Consider the following 21,410-nt stretch of genomic DNA (forward strand, 5'->3'; position numbering starts at 1 on the left):
ATATTCCAAACACCCCTCAACAAGTACTCTCATTCCTTCCAAAAACGGCCTTCCGCCGCTTGAGACAACGGTCCGGAGCACCCTGGAAAAGACTCCGGAAATGAGGACCACCACCCCGCGATTCAACAATGCAAGGGAAGGCGGAACATCACTTCGCTCCACGGGCGAACAGCACCGCCGGGACGGTTTTCAAAAGCAGCTTGATATCCATCCACAGGGACCAGTGGTCAATATAATTCATATCCAGCTCCACCAGCCGTTCAAACTCCCGAATGTTGCTGCGGCCGGCAATCTGCCAGTAACCCGTTACGCCGGGCAGCACGCTTAGCCGGCGGCGGTGGGCGTCACTGGTAAAAGCCTCCGTCTCATAAACGGGCAGCGGCCTCGGACCTACCAGGCTCATTTCACCTTTCAGCACGTTGATGAGCTGGGGAAGTTCATCTATGCTGAATTTGCGCAGGAAACGCCCGAAGGCAAAAATGCGGGGGTCATTCTCCAGCTTGAAAATAGGGCCGTCCATGTCATTGCCATACTGGGCCTTCACCTCGTTCAGCCTTTTGTCCGCATCCTGGTACATGGTGCGGAATTTCCACATGCCGAACTCCCTGCCATACAGGCCGGAACGTTTCTGGCGATAAAAGACGGGCCCAGGGGCAGACAGCTTGATGCCGACAGCGGCCAACAGCCAGAGGGGGGAAGTCACTGCCAGCAACAGCAGGGAGCCCACCTTATCCAGAATCTTCTTCAACTGCCAGGAGGTGGTATAGGGAATGGGCGTGGACTTGTACACCAACATCCTGGCCCCTCCCATCACTCCGAAGTAGGTTTTATGCACATGAGGCATGCCCACCACCATGGTAGCGTAAAAGTCCACTCCCATCCGGCCGCACAATTCCACCAAACATTCGGGCACGGAGGCAGGCACCCCTTCCGGCAGAAACACTACCTTGCTGATGCAGTTTTTGATCAGCAGTTTCCTGACTCCTTCCGGCTCCACTTCCTCCGGAAGAAGTACGTTCAAGGCCTCCTTGAATTCCAGGTGGTCCTTTTCCAGAAGAATCCGGAATTCCTTCACGCGGTCCGGCATCCCGACCAGCAGCGTAGGCGCCTGTTCCGTCAGCCTCTTTTCCGCGCGGAACCGGAGGATGCGAAGCCACAGCACAGCCAGGAACGTCAGCAGGTACGTCAATATCTGAACCACAATGTTCACGGAAAAGGGAACCAAATAGATCCACGTAATACTGCTGATAGCGACAAAGCAGATATACGCCACCACGAACTTCCTGATGCAGCGGCCCAGCGTCAGGCAGCGGTAGTAAACCCCGAACTGGTCACAACAGAAATACAGCAGCAGGGACATCGTCAAAGGCGTCAGGACGAGCGTACGGAGGCGCCACGGTTCCGGCTGCAGTCCGTCCCACTTCCAGGAAACAAATCCCACGACAAAAAAGACGACGAATGCCAGAACAACAACAATTATTTTATTAATCCCATACGTAGTACGGTCGGCATTTTGAATTAGCATTGGCGAGTTAGTTAGTTAGTCAAAGTTAAAGTGCGCTGTCCCGGACTTTTTGTCAAGTTGCAAGCATCATGCCCCTCTTCCATGGAAAAAGATATTGGCCCTGCGGCTTTTAAAAACCGTAAAGCCCAAAATGACGGGATACCTGCTTGCAAGAGAGCGGCTCCCTGTGCATTGGTATACGCGTCAATCGACCGGACTGGTACCGCACCTAGCCGGATCGCCTCCCTATCAGACCATGCATGGACCGTTGATCGGGGCACGGGGCATCCTTACTCCTGGCTTTTCTGATGGTAGCGGAACGTCCCGGCGATATGCCGGACGGAACCTACCGCCTATAGCGACAAATCCGGTATGACACCAACATAATCACCAACTTAGAACATAAGTATGTCACAGCACAACACACAGGGAAGACAGGGCCAGGGAGCCCGGCGCCGCTATAACAAGGGCGGACGCTCCTATGGCAATGACCGCCGGGATTCCAGCGGCTATCGTCCCAAGTATAAAAAAGAAGCACCTGCCAAGCTCTCCTTGTGGCAGCGTTTCCTGGGCCTCTTCGGTATCCGTCCGGCCAAAAACGACAGGCCTGCCCCCAGGGATAAAGCCGCCGCCAAAACCAACACCCGCGTGGCCCGCAACAGGCAGGAACGTGTTTCCGCTCCCAAGCAGCCCGTCTCCAACCGCAGGCTTTATGTGGGCAATCTTTCCTATGAAGCTACGGAAAGCGACCTTGAAGACGTATTCAAAGGCATTGGAGAGGTCAATTCCGTGGAAATCATTTACAACCCCCGCACCCATAAGTCCAAGGGCTACGCCTTTGTGGAAATGAAGAAGATGGAAGACGCCGTCCGTTCCGTGGACATCCTTCACAACCAGCCCTTCATGGGGCGGAACCTGCTGGTCAGCGGCGCCAACGAACGCCAGGAACAATCCCGGCAGTCCCGCGAATCCTGCGCACCGCAAGAAGAACAGGTTTCCATGGAAGAAGTAAAGGAAACTTCCACCCCCCTGCTCCAGCCGGAAGCTCCCGCTCCCCAGCCCCAGGAACAGTAAAAACCATTTGATGATGCAGAAGCCGGCCTTTGGAAAAGGCCGGCTTCTTGCGTTTCGGGGGGAAAGGCGGGGATCCTCCGTTCCCAAAATCCGGTTTAGCCTCCGCATTCCCTCCACCCCCTCGCACCACCAGACAAAAACGGGACATGCAGGTAAACAAACGCCCGTCTACACCAAGCGGATCGGAGAAGCTTGAATCAACCCCTGCCCCCTTCCCGCCGGGAGATAGGCAGCAACCGCTGCGGCCACGAAATGACAAGCAATTATGGCAACCCCCACGCTTCACGCAGGCGCAGGTATTCCCTGGCTGGCAGCAGGATGTAAAGGGGATGCCGGGAGGGGTCCAGCCATGCGATCATGGCTCTCAGATTCTCCTCGCTCATGGCGGTACACCCGGCCGTGGGGGCAGCCCCGTTCCTGCGCCAGATATGGAAAAAGATGGAAGAGCCGGCACCAGGCACGGGCTTTTCCCTGCCAGACACAGCATTATGCTTGATAAACAGTTTCAGGCTGTGGGCGTAATCATTCAGCTTCATTTGTTGCTTGAACTCCCACGGAGTTGCAGGATCATGCTTCAGCACAAAGTGCTGGTTGTACAGAGGGGAAGCAGGATCATCCACCCACATGTCCCGCGGAGTGATGCGGCGGTACAGCATGGAACGTTTTTTCTGCGGAACGGGTACGGTGCCATACACGCCACCCAGTTCAAAAATGCCGGCGGGAGAACGCAAATCCCCCTCTTCTTTTTCCGGACCACCCGAAGGCGGGATGCTGACGCCTCTTCCCCACACCAGCCCGGACTTTCCCAACCGCGCCGGAAACGGTCCTTTTACCATTACCCAGCCGCGCGGACCTTTCTCCAGAAGGCTTAGCTGCACATGGGAACTGTTCCAGCCGTCCGCCGAACCCACTACCACCTGGCTGCAATCCGCAGGAAGAGCCGCAGCTGAAAAACAGAACGCCGCCAGCATGCACAAACACAGGTACACCGCCTTCATGGGCGACAGCATACCGGCGCCGTTCCGGAAGAAAAGCAAATACTCCGTCTCCGCAGGCGCACCGGCGGGCGGAGACCTCCTTCCTAATTCAACGGAAGAACTTCGTTCAGCAGAGACTCGATGCCCTCCTTGGCAAACCGGGAATGCAGGTACAGTTTTTTAGCCTCCATGTACTTGCCCAGGGCGGAACCTACTTCTCCCGCGTTTCTGCACTTTTCCGCGTCGTTCAGCAAATTCACCAGGGAGCTTGCCTTGGTCGTCAGGTCCAGATACTGGGCATTCAATTCCTGGTCATTGATGAACAGCTCCTGGTCCTTGGAACGCAGCAGCTGCAATTCCTCCCATGCGCCATAAACGTCCTGCATGGCCTCACGCTGGCGGGCCGCGCTCAGAGCACGTTCAATGACGGCCATCTTGCCCAGATCTTCCATAAACTGTTTCTGAAGCTCCGGATCATCCTTCACCAAAACGGCAAATTCATACTGGTTGTCAAAAATACGGCGGAAATTCTTGTTCTTGTGGAAACGCTTGAAATCTTCCAGCGCGTGGGATTGCTGCCCCGCAGCCATCATGGCATTCCTCAGCGGAAGAAGGCGGGGATTCTTGGGCCAGATTTCAATGGCGCTTTTCAGGCATTCCTCCAGCTTGGCGCGGTCTCCCCTGGCGAGGGCTTCCTGGCCCTGGGCAATATAGGCGTCACTGGCGAACACGGCGGCGCTGATAGCGGATTCAGCACGGCCCGTGCTGAAATCCCTGGAAGTCTTTTTCAGAGCTTCCACCAGGGTAAGCGCTTCCTCGTAATCCTTGCCGTTCATCAACTCAAACAACTTCTCCACATCCCGCTTGAAAGCGTACAGCTTCTGTTTCTTTTCATACGGGAACGTATTGACGGCAGGCATGAATTCGCCAATCAGCAGTGCTTCATTCAGCCGTTCCAGAGCGTCCACGTAATGGTGGGAATCCACCAGATTGTTCACGGCCTTCATGTGGCGGTCGGAATCGCGCGCCAGCTCGCGGGAAAGGTTGTCCAGAATGGCTACGGTGGGAGGGGCGCCCAGCGTTCCGCTGAACATCTTGGCGGCATCGGAATTCTTATCCAGCCGCAGCTTGGTATCCCCGTCATTGAACAGGCGGCTGTAAATGCCGCACCCTATGGAAACATGATCAAAGCGCCGCTGGGCAAACAGCTGCACCAGCGTGGACTGGAATACGATCTTCGCTTCCGTGACCGTCAGCACCTGTTCGCTTTCCAGCTTCAGCTTGCGGGCCTCCATTTCCACCATGCGCTTTTCCAGATACTTGTAGCGGGGGTTGTTTTTGGCCGGATTATTGTTGGAAGAGCCCTTCTTGGCGCCCTTCTGGTTGGAAGGAGAACCGGAATTGGTGGTCACGCCGCTTTCCATCAGGCTCAGCTTCTGGGCATTGCTGCGTATTTCCCTTTCCATCGCCTCCAGCATTTTCCCCTTGTTCTTCCCATTGGTCTTGGCCTGCCATGCGGTATAAATAGCCTGGCAGAGGGCGTCGGAAACGCCTCCGTCCAGCGGATTGCTGGAGGCGGCGGTCAGCAGGTCCACTACCTGCCGCACCACGTTGTCCGCCATCAGCCTTTCCTTGCGCATGGAAAGCGTCTCATGGAGCTTTTCAAAAATCTTCTGATACTCCTTCGCATCTTCCGTACTCTCCTCCGGCTGGCTCAGGTACTTGTTGAAACGCGCCTCAATTTCCCGGAAACTGCCCATATTCAGCGTCGTCCCGTTGATGGTCACGGTGCCGTCCTGGGGATTCAGGAAAGGAAGTTCATTGCCGTACAGGGATTTGGCATCCCCCTGCCGGGAAGGCTGGTAGGCGTTCGGCAGGGTTGCGGAGGGAGTGGCGGAAGGAGGAGCGGCAGGCGCGCCGCCGCCCGAAGCAGGCGGATTATACATCATCTGTCCCAATGCAGGAATCGTGCAGGCCAGGGTCAGGAGAAAGCAGCTTTTCATGGGGCGAGGAAGGTTGTTCATTTAGGCTGAATGGATGTGGCTACGCATACGCCGCGCACCTTCGGAGAGATGTCTTCCACCCGGAACCCTATTCTGTATTGCTGGTCACGGTTGATGTTCAGTCCGTTCCTGGCCTCCGGGGAGACACAGATGGGAATAATGTACTCTCGGCCGGAGGCGTCTTTGTACAAGAAGGAAATCAGTTCGGACTCACCGCGCGGAAAACGGTCAATCACCGTTCCGTCCAGCGCGTAATTGGTATTGGAAAGCTGGGAGGCGTTCATCGCCAGAATATCCAGGGGAATATCGGACCCCGCCAGAGGCTTGTCTTTAGCACGGAACATGACAACCCCCACAATGACAGCCAGCACAAGAACCGCAGCACCGACGATCAACATCGGTGTGGATGAGGAGGAACTTTTCTTTTTTGCTGCACGTCGTCTTGCCATAACTTTTGATGGAGAAAGTATATAACGAACTCCCTGCAAGTGCACGCATTAAATTACAGCTCCCAGCGTGAGCGCCTGATGCCCGCGTAGGAAGCCGCAATGCCGCACGCCACATGCACGCCCAGCACAATGTAACAAATCAACGCCGGCGTCAGCTCCGTATCCAGCACATTCTTAACGGCGTTGTATACGTCCGCCTTCAGGGCGGAAATACTGCCTGACCAGGCCCAGTACGCGGAAATGAAGGGCCGTATGAATCCTTCCACCTGTTCCGGAAGGGCCAGCACCGCTCCGGAGAGGGGAAGCTGGAACCCCACCAGGTAAATGCTCAGCAGGGAGGCCTGGTCCGCACTCCGGGCCAGGGAGGAAATGCCCAGGCACACAAAGGTCATGGCGGCATCCGCCAGAATCAGGAACAACAGATGAGTCAAGCCTCCGCCCCGGTCCCAGAAGAAATCCACAAAGGCAAACATCCAGACGGATTGCACCAGCACCAGAACACTCAGATAAGCCAGCTTGCTAGCCAGATAGGCGGAGGGCCTCATTCCCGCGTACTTCTCCTTCTCCATGATGGCCCGTTCCCCGGCCACCTCGCGGGCTGCGTTGTTGGACCCCATCAGGCCCAGAAGAATAACCTCAAACATGATGATGCCGGAGACGGCGGAACCCGTTTTCATATTCAGCTGCTGGGCCTCCATATCCCTCTGGAGGGTCTGAACGTCCTGGGTAGCGGAAAGGCCCACGATCTGCCCGGTTCCCTTATCCGTGAACATGGCTACCAGCACCGGAAACAGCAGCACCATCACCAGCTGAAGAATCAATTGGGAACGGTCGCGGAAGAAAATGCGCCAGCGCCTCCCCAGCAGGCAAAAGAATTGTGTGAAAAATCCCGGTACTTCCGGAATGTCTTCCTCTTCATCCTTCAGGGAATCATTCTTCCCTTCCGCAGCGGAAGCTTTTACGGAACCGTTCCCAATGGCTTCTCCCTTTTCAGTCTCTTCACGTTCCTCTTCCTTCCCGGCCTTCACAGCGCTGCGCACGGCATCCGGATCAGGCAATTCCCCGGAGAGAATTTTCTGCTCCCTCTCCTTTTCCAGGCGGGAATAATAGGAATCCCGGTACTTGCCCCATGACCTGCACCAGGAAGGGCCCTGACGGTCCTGAAGCTTGGGATAAATCTCTTCCAGAGAAGAAACGCCGAAGTAATGCAGCATCGTCTTCGGAGAACCATGGTAGGCCACGCATCCCTGGTGCATGACCAGGATGGAATCATACCTGTCCAGATGGGAAAGACTGTGCGTGACGGAGATGACGATGCGGCCTTCCGAACGAGAGATTTCATGCAGAAGGTCCACAATATCGTGCTCGGACCTCGGGTCCAGGCCGGACGTCACCTCATCACAAATCAGCAGACGCGGATTGGACACCAGCTCCATGGCCAGGGCCAGGCGCCGCTTCTGGCCGCCGGAAAGAATCTTCACGTCACGGTCAGCTATTCCCTCCATCCCAGTCACTTCCAGCGCATTGTCAATGCTTTCGTCCAAGTCGTCCACGGAATCGAAGCGACAGCGGAGCCTGGCGGCGCTCTCTACATTCTCATCCACGCTTAACTGGTCATAGGCAATGCTGAACTGGGGAACAAACCCGATTTCCGTCGGCTCAAAATCTTCTTCCGCCAGATCATGGCCGTTCCAGAAAAAACGTCCGTCCGTTTCAGCAATCATACCCGCAATCGCCTTTAACAAGGTAGTCTTTCCGCACCCGGAAGGTCCTACAATAGCCATAAAATGCCCTCTGGGCACATTAAAACTAACATTGTCCAATAATTTCAAAGGACCATCCGGTGTTTCTATCTCATACGTAATGCCGTCCGCCTGCAACATGGTTCTTTTATTCTAACGTATCAACTTCCGCATTATCAAGGAAAATCAGGCATCAGGATTTTATCTTGGCATCAACAGGAAACAGGCCATTCAAAAACTTCCTTTATAAGGCATTTCTCTTATCCTGCCAAGAAAGAACCCTTACTATTTCTCTTGCCGGGAAAGAACCGTTCACCCATCAACCATGCAGGATTACATCGTCACTCAAACGGTGAATCACTATCCTCTGCACAGGCATATCCGAGCGGCCGCGCGGCCCCGGAACGCCCGGAATAACGACATCCTGCTTTTTTTCATAGATTCCTCCCTTCCCCGGAACCATGATAGAAACATGATCCAGCAAGCGTCCCAGGAAGATTTTCCGGCAATTCTGAGTCTTCAATTTCTCGCCTTCGGAGAAGTGGCAAGGCGGCTGGGATTCACAACCCTCCCGCCCCTGGAACAAACCCTGGAAGATTTACAGGAAGAAGCCCGGCACAGCGTATTCCTCAAATATACGGAAAACGGCCGTATCATCGGGTCCGTCCGGGGCTGCCTGGATACTTCGCAAGTCTGCCATGTCGGCAAGCTCATCGTAGCTCCGGATTGCCGGAACAGGGGAATCGGCCGACAACTCATGCTTGCTCTGGAAGAGCGCTTCCGGGAAAAAGCCGCCGGATACCTCCTGTTCACTTCCGCAGACACCCCGGAAACTCTGTATCTATACCGCAAGCTGGGCTATACGGAACTAGGCCGGAAGGAAGCAGGCGGCATGACCACGGTGTTTCTGGAAAAGAAGGTTTAGCTTCTATCCCCTGCGACCGACTTCATTTCATCATCTTCCATACCACCAGCCGGGTAATGCAGCCTGCCAGAAGAAGACCTGCCGCAATCAGGAAAGGCGACCAGCCCAACATTCCTGCGGCCAGTAGAAACACCACCGCACACATCAGCAAAAAAGCATTGATGAACCGCATCAAGGTCCATTCTTCCGGGTAGAGGGAAGAAAAGCAGAAGGCATCCCACAGCCTGCCCAGGATAAAATCCTCAATGATATCCCATATACTCATTAACTCTTTTGTTTGCAGCAAATAAAAGGGTTTCTATTCCCGGGGGCAAGAAAAAATTACCTGAGAGGAGAAAATGAATGCCCCACCTCTTTTACAGGCATTGGATTGGCCCTGCCGGACAGAATGTTCTGAATGAAGCCGGGAAGGAGAAAAAGGAATTCGAAAGATGGATGAATCACCCTCCCCCTGTTCCTCTCCTCCTCATCACAGGCACCCTGTGGATTCTGCGTGCCCCAAACTCTCTCAGCCATGTTCAGAACGGAAAATCAGTATCGCCCACCGGGTCCACGGCTTTTTCCTCAAATTTCTTCACGGCTTTCTGCTGGGGATTCACGGCACGGACGATAAGAGCCCGGGGAGGCATTTTCCCATGTTGCTTAAATTCGCACTTTTCCTCACACAAATTGCAGGTTTTCAGCCGCGTGCGTTCCTCTGGCCGTTCCGTAGTGACCGGGCAGGCATGCTCGCACGCGCCGCAGCCAATGCACAGCGAAGGGTCCAGCTTGGGCAGACGGTGCTCCTGTCCATCCCGCCCCGTGTAGGGAACCGTATAAAGGGCCTTGGTAGGGCAATGCTCCGTACAGGCGCCGCAGTCCATGTCCTCCCGGGCAACCAGGCAGCGGCAGACGTAAAACTGGGCCACCGCGATACGTGTGGTATCCTTCGTGATTTCCGTCGTATCCCTGTCCGCCGTAATGGGCAGCCTCTGGATGGCGCCCGTGGGGCAGACTTCCGCACAGCGGTGGCAGTCGTAAAGGCAGTATTTGGTGGAAAAATCCATCCGGGGCTTCATGAATCCCTTGAGGCCAAGCTGCAAATAGGCCGGCTGGAGCACATGGGTGGGGCAGTTGGCGATGCACATCTGGCAGCCGGTGCATACGTCCAGAAAACGTTCCAGGGAACCTGCCCCGGGGGGAAGCACGCACTGGGTGGGGTCCAGCTTTCCGGCGGCGTTTCCCCGGCAGCCGGAAAGGGCGGTGGTGGCCAGACCCGCTGCGGTAGCCCCCAGAAACTGGCGTCGTGAACTTCCGGCGACGACGGGAGCCGCAACGGCGGAGGAAGGGGGAACGGGAACCGGCGCGGCTTTTTTCTTCCTGGCGGGAACCAGCCGGCGCGTTTTGGTAAACCAGCGGTAGCGTATTCCCCCTTCGCTGCATGACCGCACGCAGTCGTAGCAAGCTACGCAGCGGGAAGAGTCTATCTTGTATTCCTTCAGGTTCAGGCACTGCGCCTTGCAGGACTTGATGCATTTGCCGCACTTCTTGCAGGTGGCGGGATCAAAACCCAGCCGGAAGAGGGAAACGCGGGAAAGCAGTCCCAGCAGCGTGCCCACGGGGCACACCGTATTGCAGTACAGACGCCCTTTCCAGGCGCTCATGACCACCACAAGGCCCAGCATGCCGGCGGAAGCCAGCAGAGCCGGAAAGGCCACGGGAAAATAGTTCATGCGGACCAGGTCTGCGGAAGAACTGTCCGCCGCCAGCAGATTGTTCCCCCAGATAGCGGTAGGCCACGCCAGCACATACATGATGCGCCCGAAAATGCTGTACGGGTCCAGCCAATTCAGGGACAGCCCGGCCAGTCCCGCCACACAGCAGGCGGCCAGCAATCCCAGGACCACATACCGAACCCATGGCACGGGGCGCGAAAACTTTAAAAAACGTTTCGGCGCCATCCAGCGGCGGATCCTGAAAACGATGTCCTGAAAAATCCCCAGCGGACAGAGGAAGGAACAATACACGCGGCCGAACAACAGCGTGAGCACCAGCAGCACCGCCAGAATCACGGCAGAAACGGCAACCCCGTTCATAGCCCCCAGCATGGATGGAACAAACTGCCACTGCGCCAGGGAAAAGGAAGCCTCCATGCCTTCCCCGCCCCCTGTCATGTTCGGCACATTCCACGCGGGAATATGGTGCAGGAAAGCATACGCAATCCCGAGGAAGAAAATGACGGCCACCGTCACGCGGAGCCACTTCAGCGGACTGACGAAAAAGGCTTTGATGACTGACATATCAATAATAAACCCGCCCGGGGCGGAAAGTTGCTCCCCTCCGCGTCATCCGCAGGAGGGGAGGGAAAGCGCCGCCTCAGGCCATGTTGATACGGCGGATGTTGAGCTTGGAAAGGTCCGCGGTACCCAGCCCCATCTCTTCTCCCAGCTGCACATGGCGGATTTTTCCGGCCTTGTTCAGCAGGGCTGCGCCTGCGGCGTCAATGGCGACGATGTCACGGGAGGCCAGAAGAGTTTTGCGCTCCACCAGGTCATTCGTGTCCTTCCCTACGGGGCCGTTGCGCACCATCGGCATATAGGCGTCCAGCACGCACAGGTCCGGCTTGCGGAAGTATACGGCGTCCGCAATGCACTGGTGCAAGTCGTTCTTATGCATGGCGCCCCGGTCCCAGACAGTACCCATCACGTTCTTCATGCAGGCGGTCATTTCAGAACCGCTGTGGTGCTTGAGCGGGGGACAGGTGATGTAAACGTCTGCTTCCAGCACGGCCTTGTGCACCTTGGCGGAAGTGAATTTCTTGGCCTTCGGGTTTTCCGTCTGAACGTATTGCCCTTCATTGCCACCGTCCACCATCACGCCTCCGGCTTTTTCCACGGCCTCTTTCACGCCGCTGCCTTCATAGGCGCCGTTATGGCAGCAGTGGTCAAAAACCCGGACTTCCTTCGCCCCCGCCTGCTTGCACAGCTCCACCAGCGTGGCTACGGTTTCAGGATGAGTGTTGGAACCGAATTCCGGAGCCTTGTTCCAGCCGATGTTCGGCTTGATCACGACGGTCTGGCCCGGCTTGACAAAGGCCTGCATGCCGCCCAGCGTATCCACGGCCTTCTTCACCATCTCTGCACGGGTGCCGTTGCGGACTGCTACCAGGTCCGGAATGCCGGATGACGCCGGGGCTCCGGCCTCCTGGGCGAACAGGGAATCCATGTCCGATATGGCTGCAAGCGCTCCTACGGCGGCAGTCCCTTTTAAAAAAGTACGTCTGTCAGTCATTTTCGTTGTAAAGTCAGTGGTTCATTTCTGCATGCAGAAGCATGGGCAAGGTTTCATTCTCTTTTCTAACATACGTTCCCTGAAAAAACAACCTGTCATCCTTTCTACACAGAAATTTTATAAACGAATTGTCATACAACCGCCGCTCTTATACAACCCGGTCATGAAATGCTCCCTGCTCAGCCGTCCCCTCACCTGCGCGCATGACTGGATCCGCAACGTCGTGCTTCCCGGGGATACGGTGGTGGACGCCACGGCAGGCAACGGGCACGACACGGTTTTCCTGGCCCGTCTGGCCGGTCCTGCCGGGCAGGTGCATGCTTTTGACGTGCAGGAGGAAGCTATCCGCGCCACCAGGGAACGCCTGGAGGAAGCGGGGCTGCTTACTCCCGCCGTTCATCTCCATCTTGCCAGCCATGACCGCCTGGCAGAACTGGTCGGCGGCCCCGTGAAAGCCGTCGTCTTCAATCTGGGCTATCTGCCGGGCGGGGATAAAAAAACGGTCACCAGGACGGACTGCACCCTGGCGGCGCTGGAACAGGCCGCAGCCCTCATCGCTCCAAACGGCCTTCTCAGCGTCATGTGCTATCCCGGCCATGAAGGAGGGGATGTGGAAGCGGAAGCCGTGGAAGCCTTCCTTTCCCGGCTGCCCCATCATTCCTGGCGCACCGGCAAATACCAGCTGCTGAATACCGCCTCCCCTGCCCCCTTTCAGATCTGCGCGTTCAGGCTGGACTGACCATTCCCGGATTCCTCTGCCGGATCTTCTCCCCGCCCCTTTCGGACGCAAGCTCCGTTCCGCCATAATCCTCTTGAATTCAACCCATGCCTGAGTAAGGTGGAAGACATGAATATCCAACATATACGCCGCGGCTTTACAGTGGCCGCCGCCTGCAGCCTCTCCCTGTTGGCGACAAACTTCGCCACCGCCCAGCAGCCGGAGGAAAGCCAGGACCCGTTGCAGGGATTGAATATCCAGGAGGGACCGGGAACGCTGCGTTTGAAAACCATCGCGGAAGTCAAGCTTCCGGGGGGATGCATTTACCTGAACGGCACGGATACCTCCAGGCTGATGAAGCGGCTGGGCAACCCGTCGAAAGGAGGGGAACTGGGCAGCGTGCTGGGGGACCACTGCATCGCCGTGTTTGAATTTGACCCGGTAGGCTATGTGAAGGACGATGAGAAGGACGACCTGGACCCGGACGAATTGATGGACAGCCTCCGGAAAAACACCGCGGAAGCCAACAAGGAACGCGCCAAAATGGGAGCGGCGCCCATGTACATCAAAGGCTGGTATAAAAAACCCTATTACGATGAAGGGACTCACAATCTGGAATGGATCATCACCGGAGAAAGCGAGGGCGTGGACAACCTGAACGTCAACACCCGCATCCTGGGCCGCAAGGGAGTCATGACCGTGACGCTCATCACCGCTCCTGAAACGATTGACCAGGACTTGCCGGTTTACCGGAAATGGCTGGAAGGATTTGACTACCAGGCGGGGCAGAAGTACGGGGAATACCGCTCCGGAGACAAGGTGGCTGAATACGGCCTGATGGCCCTGGTTGCCGGCGGCGGCGCGGCGGCGCTCGCCAAAGGCGGCTTTTTCAAATCATTCTGGAAGCTCATCGTAGCCGGATTGGCCGCAGCCGGAGCCTTCATCAAAAAATTCTTTAAGAAAAAGCAATCCTGACAACCGCGGCGGATGAGCGATGAACAAACCACCTTCCTTCTCCTGGCCGTTCTTTACCTGGTGGAATGCTGCCTGATCGCCGGGAAAGACGCCGTTCTTTTTCTTCCCGGTCCGCTGGGGCGCTGCTGGAGGGCTCAGGAGGCAGGAAAAGGCATGGCCATCCGGCACGGGTTCCTGGCCATCTTGCCGCCCCTGGCTCCTTGGCGGCTTGCAGTGCTCAGCTCTCCTTGTCCCCTCCTGTTTCATCCTGCCGGAATCATCCACCGGGAAACGGGAAGGGAAATACGGTGGGAAGAAATAAACGCCCTCTCTGTGGAAAGCTCCCGGCTCTGCATCAACGGCGCCTCCTTTGCCCGTTTTCAGGATGAGGGCATGGCCGCAGCCGTCATGAACCAGCTAAACGCCCTTCGTTCCGGAACGCCAGAAAAGCGGACGGCTGCCCTCCGCAGCTTCCCCTCCCTCCGGGGGCATCCCGGCACTGTCAGGAGGGCCGTTCAGCGGATGGAGCGGCTCACCCTGCCCCTCCGTCTTCTGGGAACGGTGCAACTCCTGGCCATGTTTGCACTGCCTCCGTTACTTTTTCATCTATTGCCGCCGGGAGCGGCCTTCCTGCTTTCCGCCGCCCTGATTTTTCTGACCGGATGGAGCATCGCCGGATTGTTTTTCCGCATTCACCGGAAACTGTACCCGGAACGCCGGGGAGAACGGTGGGGCAAACTGTTCCATTTCCTGCTGTATCCTCCAAGCACCGCAAGAGCTGCGCAATCCCTCTCCCTGCCGCTGGGCCGCCGTTATCATCCGGCGGCATGGGCCTGCGCCCTGCTTCCGGTACGCCACCGCCGCCCCTTCCTGTCCCGGCTGCTCCGGGAGGCCCGCTATCCCGTTCCGGGGCCGGCCTCTTCTCCTGACACGGCAGAACGGTTCCGGAAAGCCTGCCGGGAAGAATACGAAAACCTGCACGCCTATCTGGAACACTGCGGAACTCTCCCTCCAGAGGAAGAACCGGAATGGAAAGAAAGCGACGGATGTACGCGGTACTGTCCCCGGTGCTTGGGCATTTACCGGACGGAAGCGGAGGCATGCCCAGCCTGTCCCGGCATCTCCCTCCGGCCTCTCCCTGCACACAGGGAAGAGCCAAAATCCTGATTTTCCCCGCAGGTACACGACAGGAAATTCCCTCACAGAGGACCGTTTCCGGCGTTTTCAGTCCCGGTGTTCCTTCATCCACTCCACCACCTGAGCCAGAGCGCGGGCGCGGTGCGACATGGAATTCTTCACTTCCATGGGAAGCTGGGCAAAACTCCGGTCATGGCCTTCCGGAACAAACAGGGGATCATAACCGAATCCCCCTTCCCCGGCCGGTTCTGTCAGCATGTGGCCCTCCACGGAACCGGAAAACTCCGCCAATACGCGGCCGTTCCTGGCAAGCACCATCACGCAGCGGAACCGTGCGGAAGGCTTGTCCCCCCGCCGGACTCCGGCGCGCCGCAATTCCTCCATCATGTGGAGATTGTTCCGCGCGTGGTTCCCTTCCTCCCCGCCGAAGGAGGAAGACCAGACGCCGGGACGGCCGTCCAGCACATCCACTTCCAATCCGGAATCATCCGCCAGCAGGACGCCGGGAATACATTTGGAGGCGGAAAGCGCCTTCAGCGTGGCGTTCTCCGTAAACGTGACTCCCGTTTCATCCACGGGAGGCGCCTGAGGATAGTCGGAAAGGTCCTTCACTTCCCATTTCCCGGCCAGCATGGCGCGGATTTCCCCGGTCTTGTGGGCGTTGCGCGTGGCGACTACCAGCAGAGGCAATGCTTGTTCCATCATCATGAATTTCTTTTGAAGTTAAAAAACATAGGGAAAGACGACGCTCAGCAGTCGATCTCCAGGCTGACGGGGCAATGGTCGGACCCTGTCACGTCCGCATGGATGGAGGCCCCCTTCACCCTGGAAGCCAGCGGATTGGAAACGCAAAAATAGTCAATCCGCCACCCCAGGTTCCGCACACGGGCTGCGCCCCAGTAGGACCACCAGCTGTACCAGCCCTGTTCCCCGGGATGCAACAAGCGGAACGTATCCGTAAACCCGGCCTCAAGCAGCTTTGTAAACCCGGCGCGCTCCTGATCGCTGAACCCGGCGGAAAAACGGTTCTCTTCGGGCTGGGCAATGTCGAGCTCCTGGTGGGCCACATTCAGGTCTCCGCAAAAAACAACCGGCTTGACCGCCGCCAGGGCCGCCACGTAATTGCGGAACGCCGCATCCCACTGTTCCCGGTAAGGAAGGCGCGCCAAGGCTCCCTGTGAATTGGGAGTATAGCAGTTGACCAGATAAAATTGTTCAAACTCCATCGTGCACACGCGCCCCTCCCGGTCATGCTCCGGGCAGCCGATTCCGGTGGACGTGGAAAGGGGCTGCACCCGGCTGAGAATCAGCACTCCGGAGTAACCGGCCTTCTCCGCCGGATTCCAAAGCTGGTAGGGCCAGGAGGAAAGCCACAAGTCATTCACCTGTTCCGGACGCGCCTTGATTTCCTGGAGGCAGAGGACGTCCGGCTCCAGCGCCTCCATCGCATCCCCCATTCCCTTGCCAAGAATCGCCCTCAATCCGTTCACGTTCCATGAAACGAGTTTCATGCACGCATACTTCCCGTTTTTACCGGTTCCGTCAAGCCCTCAAACACCCCCGCCGCACCCCCTTCCGGGACCCCGTTGAAAATCCTTCTTCCGGAATCATCTCCAATCTTTTGCATGCCGCATAGAACAAGCGTTTTTTCTTGCCAGAACCTCCCCCTCATGCTTACTTAAATAGGCAAACACCCCGAGAGACACTCGAGAGTGGGTCTGTCGACCCGCTCTTTTTTGTCTATCCATCACACTCCTCCACACTCATGACAAACGATATTAAAGCTTTGATTGACTACTACGAGAGGGAAAAAGGACTCTCCCGTGAAAAAATTCTTCTCGCTCTGGAATCCGCCTTTCTCTCCGCCTACCGCAAGATGGTTCCCGGTTCCGGCAGCATCAATTACCTGAGGGCTGAAATCAATGTGGACAAGGGCAAGGTGCGCATCTTTGCAGACCTGGAAGTGGTGCCGGATGAAGAGTATTCCGACAAATTCAACCAGATTCCCCTGTCTCTGGCCGTCAAACTGGACCAGAACGCCGTGCTGCACGATCTCCTTCCCACCAACATCACGCCCAAGGGCTTTGGCCGCATTGCCGTGCAGACTGCACGCCAGACCATGCTCCAGAAGCTGCTGGATGCGGAAAAGGAAATGCTCTACGACGAGTTCAAGGACCGTGCCGGCGATCTGGTGACGGGCACCATCCGCCGCTTTGAAAAGGGGGACATCTTTGTGGACCTCGGCAAATTCGAAGGCGTGATGACCTCCCGGGAACGAGTCCCGAATGAAGATTACAGCGTCGGCGACCGCATGCGCTTCTACGTCGTGGAAGTACGCACGGAAGCCCGTGGCCCGGAAGTCATCCTCTCCCGCAGCCATCCGAACCTGGTGCGCCGCCTCTTTGAATCGGAAGTAGTGGAAATAGGAGACCAGACCGTGGAAATCCACGGCATTGCCCGTGAAGCCGGCTACCGCACCAAGGTGGCCGTCATCAGCCATGACGACAAGGTGGACCCCGTGGGGGCATGCGTAGGCATGCGCGGCGCCCGCGTCAAGAACATCGTCCGGGAACTCAACAATGAAAAAGTGGACATCCTGGAATGGACGGAAGACCCCGTCACCTTCGTCCGGGAAGCCCTCAGCCCCGTGGAACCGCGGGAAATCACCGTGGACGAAGAAGCCAAAAAGATCTTCGTCATCGTCCAGGATGACAAGGACCTCTCCAAGGCCATCGGCCGCAGGGGCCAGAACGCCCGCCTCACCTCCCGCCTGATGGGCTGGGACGTCCAGGTGCGCGTCTTTGACGTCCAGGAAGAAGAAAAACGCCAGAACCAGGCGGCGGCCGAGGAAGTGATGCGCCAATGCCAGGCCGCGGCCAAGACCCTCAGCGAACAACTGGAAATTCCGGAAGAAACCGCCATGGGCCTGGTAACCATGGGAGGAACGGACCTGGTAGCCCTCACCGGATTTGAAGCTTCCGACATCGCGGAAAGCATGGGCATTCCCGCAGAGGAAGCAGCCCAGATCCTGGACAAGGCCCGGGACCTCATCTCCCAATAACCATTGAGCGCGGCGCTCAATATCTAACAAACTTAAATTAAGATGCCTAATAAACAAGAAGAGAACGAACCCAAAAAGGAAGTGTTGGATCTGATCGGCGGATCTCCCAAAAAGAAACGCGCACCCAAGCCGGAACCCGCACCGGAACCCTCCCGTCCTGCCCCGGTCAAGAAAGAAGCTCTCGACTTGCTTTCCGGCCCCAAGAAAAAAGCGCCCAAACCCGCTCCTGCCGAACCGGCTCCCGCTCCTGTCCAGGCCGCACCCGCCGCAGAACCTGCCGCGCCTGCATCCCGGGAAACGGACTCCGGAGAAGATAAAATCATCAACCTCAAGCCGCCCGTCTCCGTCTCCGAGCTGGCCGGCATGCTCCAGGCCAAGCCCTTCCAGATCATCAAGGACCTGATGGGCATGGGCATCTTCGCGAACCCGAACACGCCGCTGGACGCGGATGCCGTCAGCGCCATCTGCGACCTCCACGGTTACACCTTCGCCCGTGAAAAACGGGAAAAGGGCGGCGGCGTCAAAGCCCAGCAGGAACCGGTCAAGGAACCCAAACCGGTGCCGGTAGTGGAAGAACCCAAGGCCACCCTTATCCTGCGCACGCCCATCATCACCGTCATGGGCCATGTGGACCACGGTAAAACATCCCTGCTGGACTACATCCGCAAAACGCGCGTAGCCAAGGGGGAAGCCGGGGGCATCACCCAGCACATCGGCGCCTACACAGTGGACTATAACGGCAGCACCCTCACCTTCCTGGATACTCCGGGCCACGCCATCTTTACGGAAATGCGCGCCCGCGGCGCGGACGTGACGGACATTGTGGTGCTGGTGGTGGCCGCCAATGACGGCATCATGCCCCAGACAAGGGAAGCCATCGCCCACTCCAAGGCGGCCGGCAAGACGATCATCGTAGCCATCAACAAATGCGACCTTCCGGCCGCAGACCCCGTCAAGACCAAGAGCGGCCTGATGGAGGAAGGCTTGGTTCCCACGGACTTCGGCGGCGACGTGGAATGCGTGGAAGTCTCCGCCCTGACCGGGGACGGCATTGACGATCTGCTCGGCCTGCTCGTCCTCCAGTCGGAAGTGCTGGAACTCCAGGCCAATCCCAAGGCCAATTGCCGCGCCTCCATCATTGAGGCCCGCGTGGAACCCGGAACGGGCAGCTCCGCCACGGCCATCGTGGAAAGCGGCACCATCCGCGTAGGCATGCCCTTTATCTGCGGCCCGTACGCCGGCAAGGTGCGCGCCCTGGTCAACGACCACGGCGAACGCGTCAAGAAGGTGGGCCCCGGCATGCCCGTGGAAATCACCGGGTTCTCCGAAACCCCGAACGTGGGCGACGAACTCGTGGAAATGGAAAACGAACGCGCCGCCAAGAAACTGGGCGAAGAACGCCAGGAAGAACTGCGCAAGCAGCGCCTGGCCCAGCCGCGCAAGGCCCGCATGGAGGAACTGCTCGCCATGATGGGGGACGGCACCCAGAAAGCCCAGCTCAAGATCCTGTTGAAGGGGGACGTGCAGGGCTCCGTGGAGGCCATCAAGAAGGCCATTCTGGACATCCAGTCGGACAAGGTGGAATGCATCTTCCTGAACGCGTCCGCAGGTCCCATTTCGGAATCGGACGTGCTTCTCGCCTCCTCTTCGGACGCCGTCATCCTGGGCTTCAACGTCAAGGTGGAGGCCAACGCCGTGAAACTGCTCAAGCGGGAAGGCGTGCAGGTAAAACTGTACTCCATCGTTTACGAACTCATTGACCAGGTGAGGGACGCCATGCTGGGCCTTCTGGAACCGGAAACGCGTGAAACCATCATCGGCCACGCCAAAGTGCTCCAGGTCTTCAAGCTCAACAAGGGCCGCGCGGCGGGCTGCATGGTGGAGGACGGAAAAATCCTCCGTAGCTGTGAAGCGCGCGTCATCCGTGACAAGACTCCCGTCTTTGACGGCAAAATGTCCACCCTCCGTCGCTTCCAGGATGAAGTGGAAGAAGTCAAGGCCGGCCTGGAATGCGGCATCCGCCTGGGCGACTTCAACGAATACGAGGCGGGCGATATTATCGAATGCTACACGCTGGAAAAAATCCAGCAGACCCTGTAACCTTAAACAGGAATCAGGCAACAGGGATGGACGCCCCTTTCACGCTCCGCCGGGCGTTCAAAGAAGCTCCATCCCTGTCCTTTCTCCTTCATTCTTCTTTCTTCGATTGAACCAATCGGATCATCCATCACTCTATCTCTTCATATGAGCAGACGCACTGACAAGGTAAATGAACTCCTCCGCAGGGAAATAGGCACCACCATCCAGAAGGACTTTGAATTCCCCGGCACGATTGTCACCGTCATTGAAGTGGAAGTGACGGACGATTTGAAAGAAGGAAAAGTATGGGTGGGCGTGGTAGGAAAAATGTCACCCTCCCAGGTGCTGGAAAAATTAAACTCCCGCCATGGACTCATCCAGTCCGCCGTAGCGAAGCGCGTGGTGCTGCGCAACACGCCGCGCCTGACGTTCCGGCTGGACGACTCCGCCCAGCGCGGCGTTGACCTGGTCAATCTTCTGGAAGACATTGACAAAAACCTTCCCAAAGCCCCGCCCGCCGAACCGGGAGAGGAAGAAGAATAGGAACCTGCCGGAAGGGAAGCGTGCTTCCGGAAGTCTTTTTACAAGGGCCGGGAGGCCCTTGTTCCCAAGGGGCGGCCAGCAGAAAACGCGGGCAACAGGCAGCTTCACACGGTTTGGAGAAAAAGCTGCCCTGGGAATGAAGGCCTCCCGGCCTTCATCAACGCCCGCTTCCCGCACCATGTTGAAGGCCGTTCCTACCAGGCAAATGCCACAGGACTCCCCCCCTTCCGGACATTCCTTTCCAGATAAACGCGTGCATTTGCAAAATGCCTTGCATCCCTGATGTAACGATCAAAATAATCCGGCATCCATAACGTTCCCTTCCGTCCCACTCTTTTGTTAATCAACCGGCAGGAAAACGTTTTCCACATCCTGATGATCTTTTCCAACTGGGAAGTCTCATAAACTTCCATTAGCAGATGAACATGATTGGGCATTACCACCCAAGCATCCAAATCGTAGTACTTCCCATCATGGAATTCCCATGCATTTTTTACATACCGGGCACAATCCGGATGCCTGAGCAGGCATGACCCATGTCCCTGGTCGAGCCAGTATTCCACCCTTCTTTTTCGCTCTATTCCCCGCTGTTCCTGCGGCAGCTCTGCCGTCTCATGTTTCAAGCGCAGCAGAACATTATCCGGCAAGCTGTCTCCCAAACGATAGGTGATCATATGCAGAAGACGACCCTGATCGTAATGCGGCAGATGAATACCGCGGTGATACGGTCCCGTATAATATCCCATGAATGGATATTATGGAAATATTTTGGTTATTCAATGAATTTATTTATGCAAGGGAACGGTTATGGAAAATGGAATGAACCCGTGCTTCCGGAAGTCTTTTTACAAGGGCCGGGAGGCCCTTGTTCCCAAAGGAGCGGCCAGCAGAAAACGCGGGAACAGGCAGTTTCCCGTGGTTTGGAGGAAAAGCTGCCCTGGGAATGAAGGCCTCCCGGCCTTCAGCACTCAAAC

The 21,410-nt window shown here is 57.1% G+C and carries 20 protein-coding genes; 9 read left to right on the forward strand and 11 right to left on the reverse strand.

Annotated elements, in window-relative coordinates; genetic code table 11:
* Positions 1–148 precede the first annotated feature (148 nt).
* On the reverse strand, positions 149–1,525 hold the full coding sequence (locus LIO64_RS00090; protein ID WP_290547417.1) for a sugar transferase: 1,377 nt from the start codon (positions 1,523–1,525) through the stop codon (positions 149–151).
* A gap of 387 nt (positions 1,526–1,912) precedes the next feature.
* Between LIO64_RS00090 and LIO64_RS00095 the strand changes: the two genes are divergently transcribed.
* A complete protein-coding gene (locus LIO64_RS00095; RefSeq protein ID WP_290547418.1) occupies positions 1,913–2,578 on the forward strand; it encodes a hypothetical protein in 666 nt (221 codons plus the stop codon).
* Between the two features lie 263 nt (positions 2,579–2,841).
* Here LIO64_RS00095 and LIO64_RS00100 read toward each other — a convergent pair whose 3' ends face one another.
* From LIO64_RS00100 to LIO64_RS00115, 4 genes are all read right to left on the reverse strand, one after another.
* Positions 2,842–3,576, reverse strand: coding sequence for a L,D-transpeptidase family protein (locus LIO64_RS00100; protein WP_290547419.1), 735 nt, complete (start codon positions 3,574–3,576; stop codon positions 2,842–2,844).
* A gap of 83 nt (positions 3,577–3,659) precedes the next feature.
* The gene (locus tag LIO64_RS00105; RefSeq protein ID WP_290547420.1) at positions 3,660–5,558 is read right to left on the reverse strand and encodes a hypothetical protein; all 1,899 of its coding nucleotides are present in this window, start codon (positions 5,556–5,558) and stop codon (positions 3,660–3,662) included.
* A 17-nt stretch (positions 5,559–5,575) separates the two neighbouring features.
* Positions 5,576–5,956, reverse strand: coding sequence for a hypothetical protein (locus LIO64_RS00110; RefSeq protein WP_290547421.1), 381 nt, complete (start codon positions 5,954–5,956; stop codon positions 5,576–5,578).
* 104 nt (positions 5,957–6,060) lie between these two features.
* Positions 6,061–7,890: an ATP-binding cassette domain-containing protein gene (locus tag LIO64_RS00115; RefSeq protein WP_290547422.1), complete on the reverse strand. Its 1,830-nt coding sequence runs from the start codon at positions 7,888–7,890 to the stop codon at positions 6,061–6,063.
* Between the two features lie 184 nt (positions 7,891–8,074).
* Between LIO64_RS00115 and LIO64_RS00120 the strand changes: the two genes are divergently transcribed.
* Positions 8,075–8,674 (forward strand): GNAT family N-acetyltransferase, encoded by a 600-nt coding sequence (locus tag LIO64_RS00120; RefSeq protein ID WP_290547423.1) that lies wholly within the window; start codon positions 8,075–8,077, stop codon positions 8,672–8,674.
* Positions 8,675–8,696: 22 nt separating this feature from the next.
* Here LIO64_RS00120 and LIO64_RS00125 read toward each other — a convergent pair whose 3' ends face one another.
* The 3 genes from LIO64_RS00125 to LIO64_RS00135 form a co-directional block, all read right to left on the reverse strand.
* The gene (locus tag LIO64_RS00125) at positions 8,697–8,939 is read right to left on the reverse strand and encodes a hypothetical protein (RefSeq protein WP_290547424.1); all 243 of its coding nucleotides are present in this window, start codon (positions 8,937–8,939) and stop codon (positions 8,697–8,699) included.
* 253 nt (positions 8,940–9,192) lie between these two features.
* Positions 9,193–10,953 (reverse strand): 4Fe-4S binding protein, encoded by a 1,761-nt coding sequence (locus tag LIO64_RS00130; protein WP_290547425.1) that lies wholly within the window; start codon positions 10,951–10,953, stop codon positions 9,193–9,195.
* Positions 10,954–11,029: 76 nt separating this feature from the next.
* Positions 11,030–11,944, reverse strand: coding sequence for a DUF362 domain-containing protein (locus LIO64_RS00135; RefSeq protein WP_290547426.1), 915 nt, complete (start codon positions 11,942–11,944; stop codon positions 11,030–11,032).
* 163 nt (positions 11,945–12,107) lie between these two features.
* On the opposite strand from LIO64_RS00135, the gene LIO64_RS00140 reads away from it, so the two are divergent.
* The 3 genes from LIO64_RS00140 (at position 12,108) to LIO64_RS00150 (ending at position 14,783) form a co-directional block, all read left to right on the forward strand.
* Entirely contained in the window at positions 12,108–12,683 is a 576-nt protein-coding gene (locus LIO64_RS00140; protein WP_290547427.1) for a class I SAM-dependent methyltransferase, read from the forward strand.
* Positions 12,684–12,791: 108 nt separating this feature from the next.
* Entirely contained in the window at positions 12,792–13,637 is an 846-nt protein-coding gene (locus LIO64_RS00145) for a DUF2167 domain-containing protein (protein ID WP_290547428.1), read from the forward strand.
* 12 nt (positions 13,638–13,649) lie between these two features.
* On the forward strand, positions 13,650–14,783 hold the full coding sequence (locus LIO64_RS00150) for a hypothetical protein (protein ID WP_290547429.1): 1,134 nt from the start codon (positions 13,650–13,652) through the stop codon (positions 14,781–14,783).
* A 57-nt stretch (positions 14,784–14,840) separates the two neighbouring features.
* Here the strand turns inward: LIO64_RS00150 and LIO64_RS00155 are convergent, their stop codons facing one another.
* Complete coding sequence (locus tag LIO64_RS00155) at positions 14,841–15,461, reverse strand: non-canonical purine NTP pyrophosphatase (RefSeq protein ID WP_290547430.1); 621 nt, start codon at positions 15,459–15,461, stop codon at positions 14,841–14,843.
* Between the two features lie 41 nt (positions 15,462–15,502).
* Positions 15,503–16,264 carry an exodeoxyribonuclease III gene (locus LIO64_RS00160; protein ID WP_290547431.1) on the reverse strand — a complete coding sequence of 254 codons (762 nt, stop codon included), beginning with the start codon at positions 16,262–16,264 and terminating at the stop codon, positions 15,503–15,505.
* Positions 16,265–16,518: 254 nt separating this feature from the next.
* Here LIO64_RS00160 and nusA point away from each other — a divergent pair, with 254 nt between their 5' ends.
* The 3 genes from nusA (at position 16,519) to rbfA (ending at position 20,436) form a co-directional block, all read left to right on the forward strand.
* On the forward strand, positions 16,519–17,814 hold the full coding sequence (gene nusA / locus LIO64_RS00165) for a transcription termination factor NusA (RefSeq protein WP_290547432.1): 1,296 nt from the start codon (positions 16,519–16,521) through the stop codon (positions 17,812–17,814).
* A 42-nt stretch (positions 17,815–17,856) separates the two neighbouring features.
* A complete protein-coding gene (gene infB, locus LIO64_RS00170) occupies positions 17,857–19,914 on the forward strand; it encodes a translation initiation factor IF-2 (protein ID WP_290547433.1) in 2,058 nt (685 codons plus the stop codon).
* 144 nt (positions 19,915–20,058) lie between these two features.
* Positions 20,059–20,436: a 30S ribosome-binding factor RbfA gene (rbfA, locus tag LIO64_RS00175; RefSeq protein ID WP_290547434.1), complete on the forward strand. Its 378-nt coding sequence runs from the start codon at positions 20,059–20,061 to the stop codon at positions 20,434–20,436.
* A gap of 194 nt (positions 20,437–20,630) precedes the next feature.
* Here rbfA and LIO64_RS00180 read toward each other — a convergent pair whose 3' ends face one another.
* Positions 20,631–21,110: a transposase gene (locus LIO64_RS00180; RefSeq protein ID WP_290547435.1), complete on the reverse strand. Its 480-nt coding sequence runs from the start codon at positions 21,108–21,110 to the stop codon at positions 20,631–20,633.
* On the opposite strand from LIO64_RS00180, the gene LIO64_RS00185 reads away from it, so the two are divergent.
* The gene (locus tag LIO64_RS00185) at positions 21,111–21,383 is read left to right on the forward strand and encodes a hypothetical protein (RefSeq protein ID WP_290547436.1); all 273 of its coding nucleotides are present in this window, start codon (positions 21,111–21,113) and stop codon (positions 21,381–21,383) included.
* Positions 21,384–21,410 lie beyond the last annotated feature (27 nt).

The sequence above is a fragment of the Akkermansia sp. genome, assembly GCF_020860705.1.
GTDB lineage: Bacteria > Verrucomicrobiota > Verrucomicrobiia > Verrucomicrobiales > Akkermansiaceae > Akkermansia.

Coding starts and splice junctions, on each gene's coding strand:
- LIO64_RS00155 (WP_290547430.1), bottom strand. CDS start 15,461: ATGATGATGGAACAAGCATTGCCTCTGCTGGTAGTCGCCACGCGCAAC.
- LIO64_RS00115 (WP_290547422.1), bottom strand. CDS start 7,890: ATGTTGCAGGCGGACGGCATTACGTATGAGATAGAAACACCGGATGGT.
- LIO64_RS00095 (WP_290547418.1), top strand. CDS start 1,913: ATGTCACAGCACAACACACAGGGAAGACAGGGCCAGGGAGCCCGGCGC.
- LIO64_RS00185 (WP_290547436.1), top strand. CDS start 21,111: ATGCAGAAGACGACCCTGATCGTAATGCGGCAGATGAATACCGCGGTG.
- LIO64_RS00120 (WP_290547423.1), top strand. CDS start 8,075: ATGCAGGATTACATCGTCACTCAAACGGTGAATCACTATCCTCTGCAC.
- nusA (WP_290547432.1), top strand. CDS start 16,519: ATGACAAACGATATTAAAGCTTTGATTGACTACTACGAGAGGGAAAAA.
- LIO64_RS00150 (WP_290547429.1), top strand. CDS start 13,650: ATGAGCGATGAACAAACCACCTTCCTTCTCCTGGCCGTTCTTTACCTG.
- LIO64_RS00180 (WP_290547435.1), bottom strand. CDS start 21,110: ATGATCACCTATCGTTTGGGAGACAGCTTGCCGGATAATGTTCTGCTG.
- LIO64_RS00105 (WP_290547420.1), bottom strand. CDS start 5,558: ATGAAAAGCTGCTTTCTCCTGACCCTGGCCTGCACGATTCCTGCATTG.
- infB (WP_290547433.1), top strand. CDS start 17,857: ATGCCTAATAAACAAGAAGAGAACGAACCCAAAAAGGAAGTGTTGGAT.
- LIO64_RS00125 (WP_290547424.1), bottom strand. CDS start 8,939: ATGAGTATATGGGATATCATTGAGGATTTTATCCTGGGCAGGCTGTGG.
- LIO64_RS00090 (WP_290547417.1), bottom strand. CDS start 1,525: ATGCTAATTCAAAATGCCGACCGTACTACGTATGGGATTAATAAAATA.
- LIO64_RS00160 (WP_290547431.1), bottom strand. CDS start 16,264: ATGAAACTCGTTTCATGGAACGTGAACGGATTGAGGGCGATTCTTGGC.
- rbfA (WP_290547434.1), top strand. CDS start 20,059: ATGAGCAGACGCACTGACAAGGTAAATGAACTCCTCCGCAGGGAAATA.
- LIO64_RS00100 (WP_290547419.1), bottom strand. CDS start 3,576: ATGAAGGCGGTGTACCTGTGTTTGTGCATGCTGGCGGCGTTCTGTTTT.
- LIO64_RS00140 (WP_290547427.1), top strand. CDS start 12,108: ATGAAATGCTCCCTGCTCAGCCGTCCCCTCACCTGCGCGCATGACTGG.
- LIO64_RS00130 (WP_290547425.1), bottom strand. CDS start 10,953: ATGTCAGTCATCAAAGCCTTTTTCGTCAGTCCGCTGAAGTGGCTCCGC.
- LIO64_RS00110 (WP_290547421.1), bottom strand. CDS start 5,956: ATGTTGATCGTCGGTGCTGCGGTTCTTGTGCTGGCTGTCATTGTGGGG.
- LIO64_RS00135 (WP_290547426.1), bottom strand. CDS start 11,944: ATGACTGACAGACGTACTTTTTTAAAAGGGACTGCCGCCGTAGGAGCG.
- LIO64_RS00145 (WP_290547428.1), top strand. CDS start 12,792: ATGAATATCCAACATATACGCCGCGGCTTTACAGTGGCCGCCGCCTGC.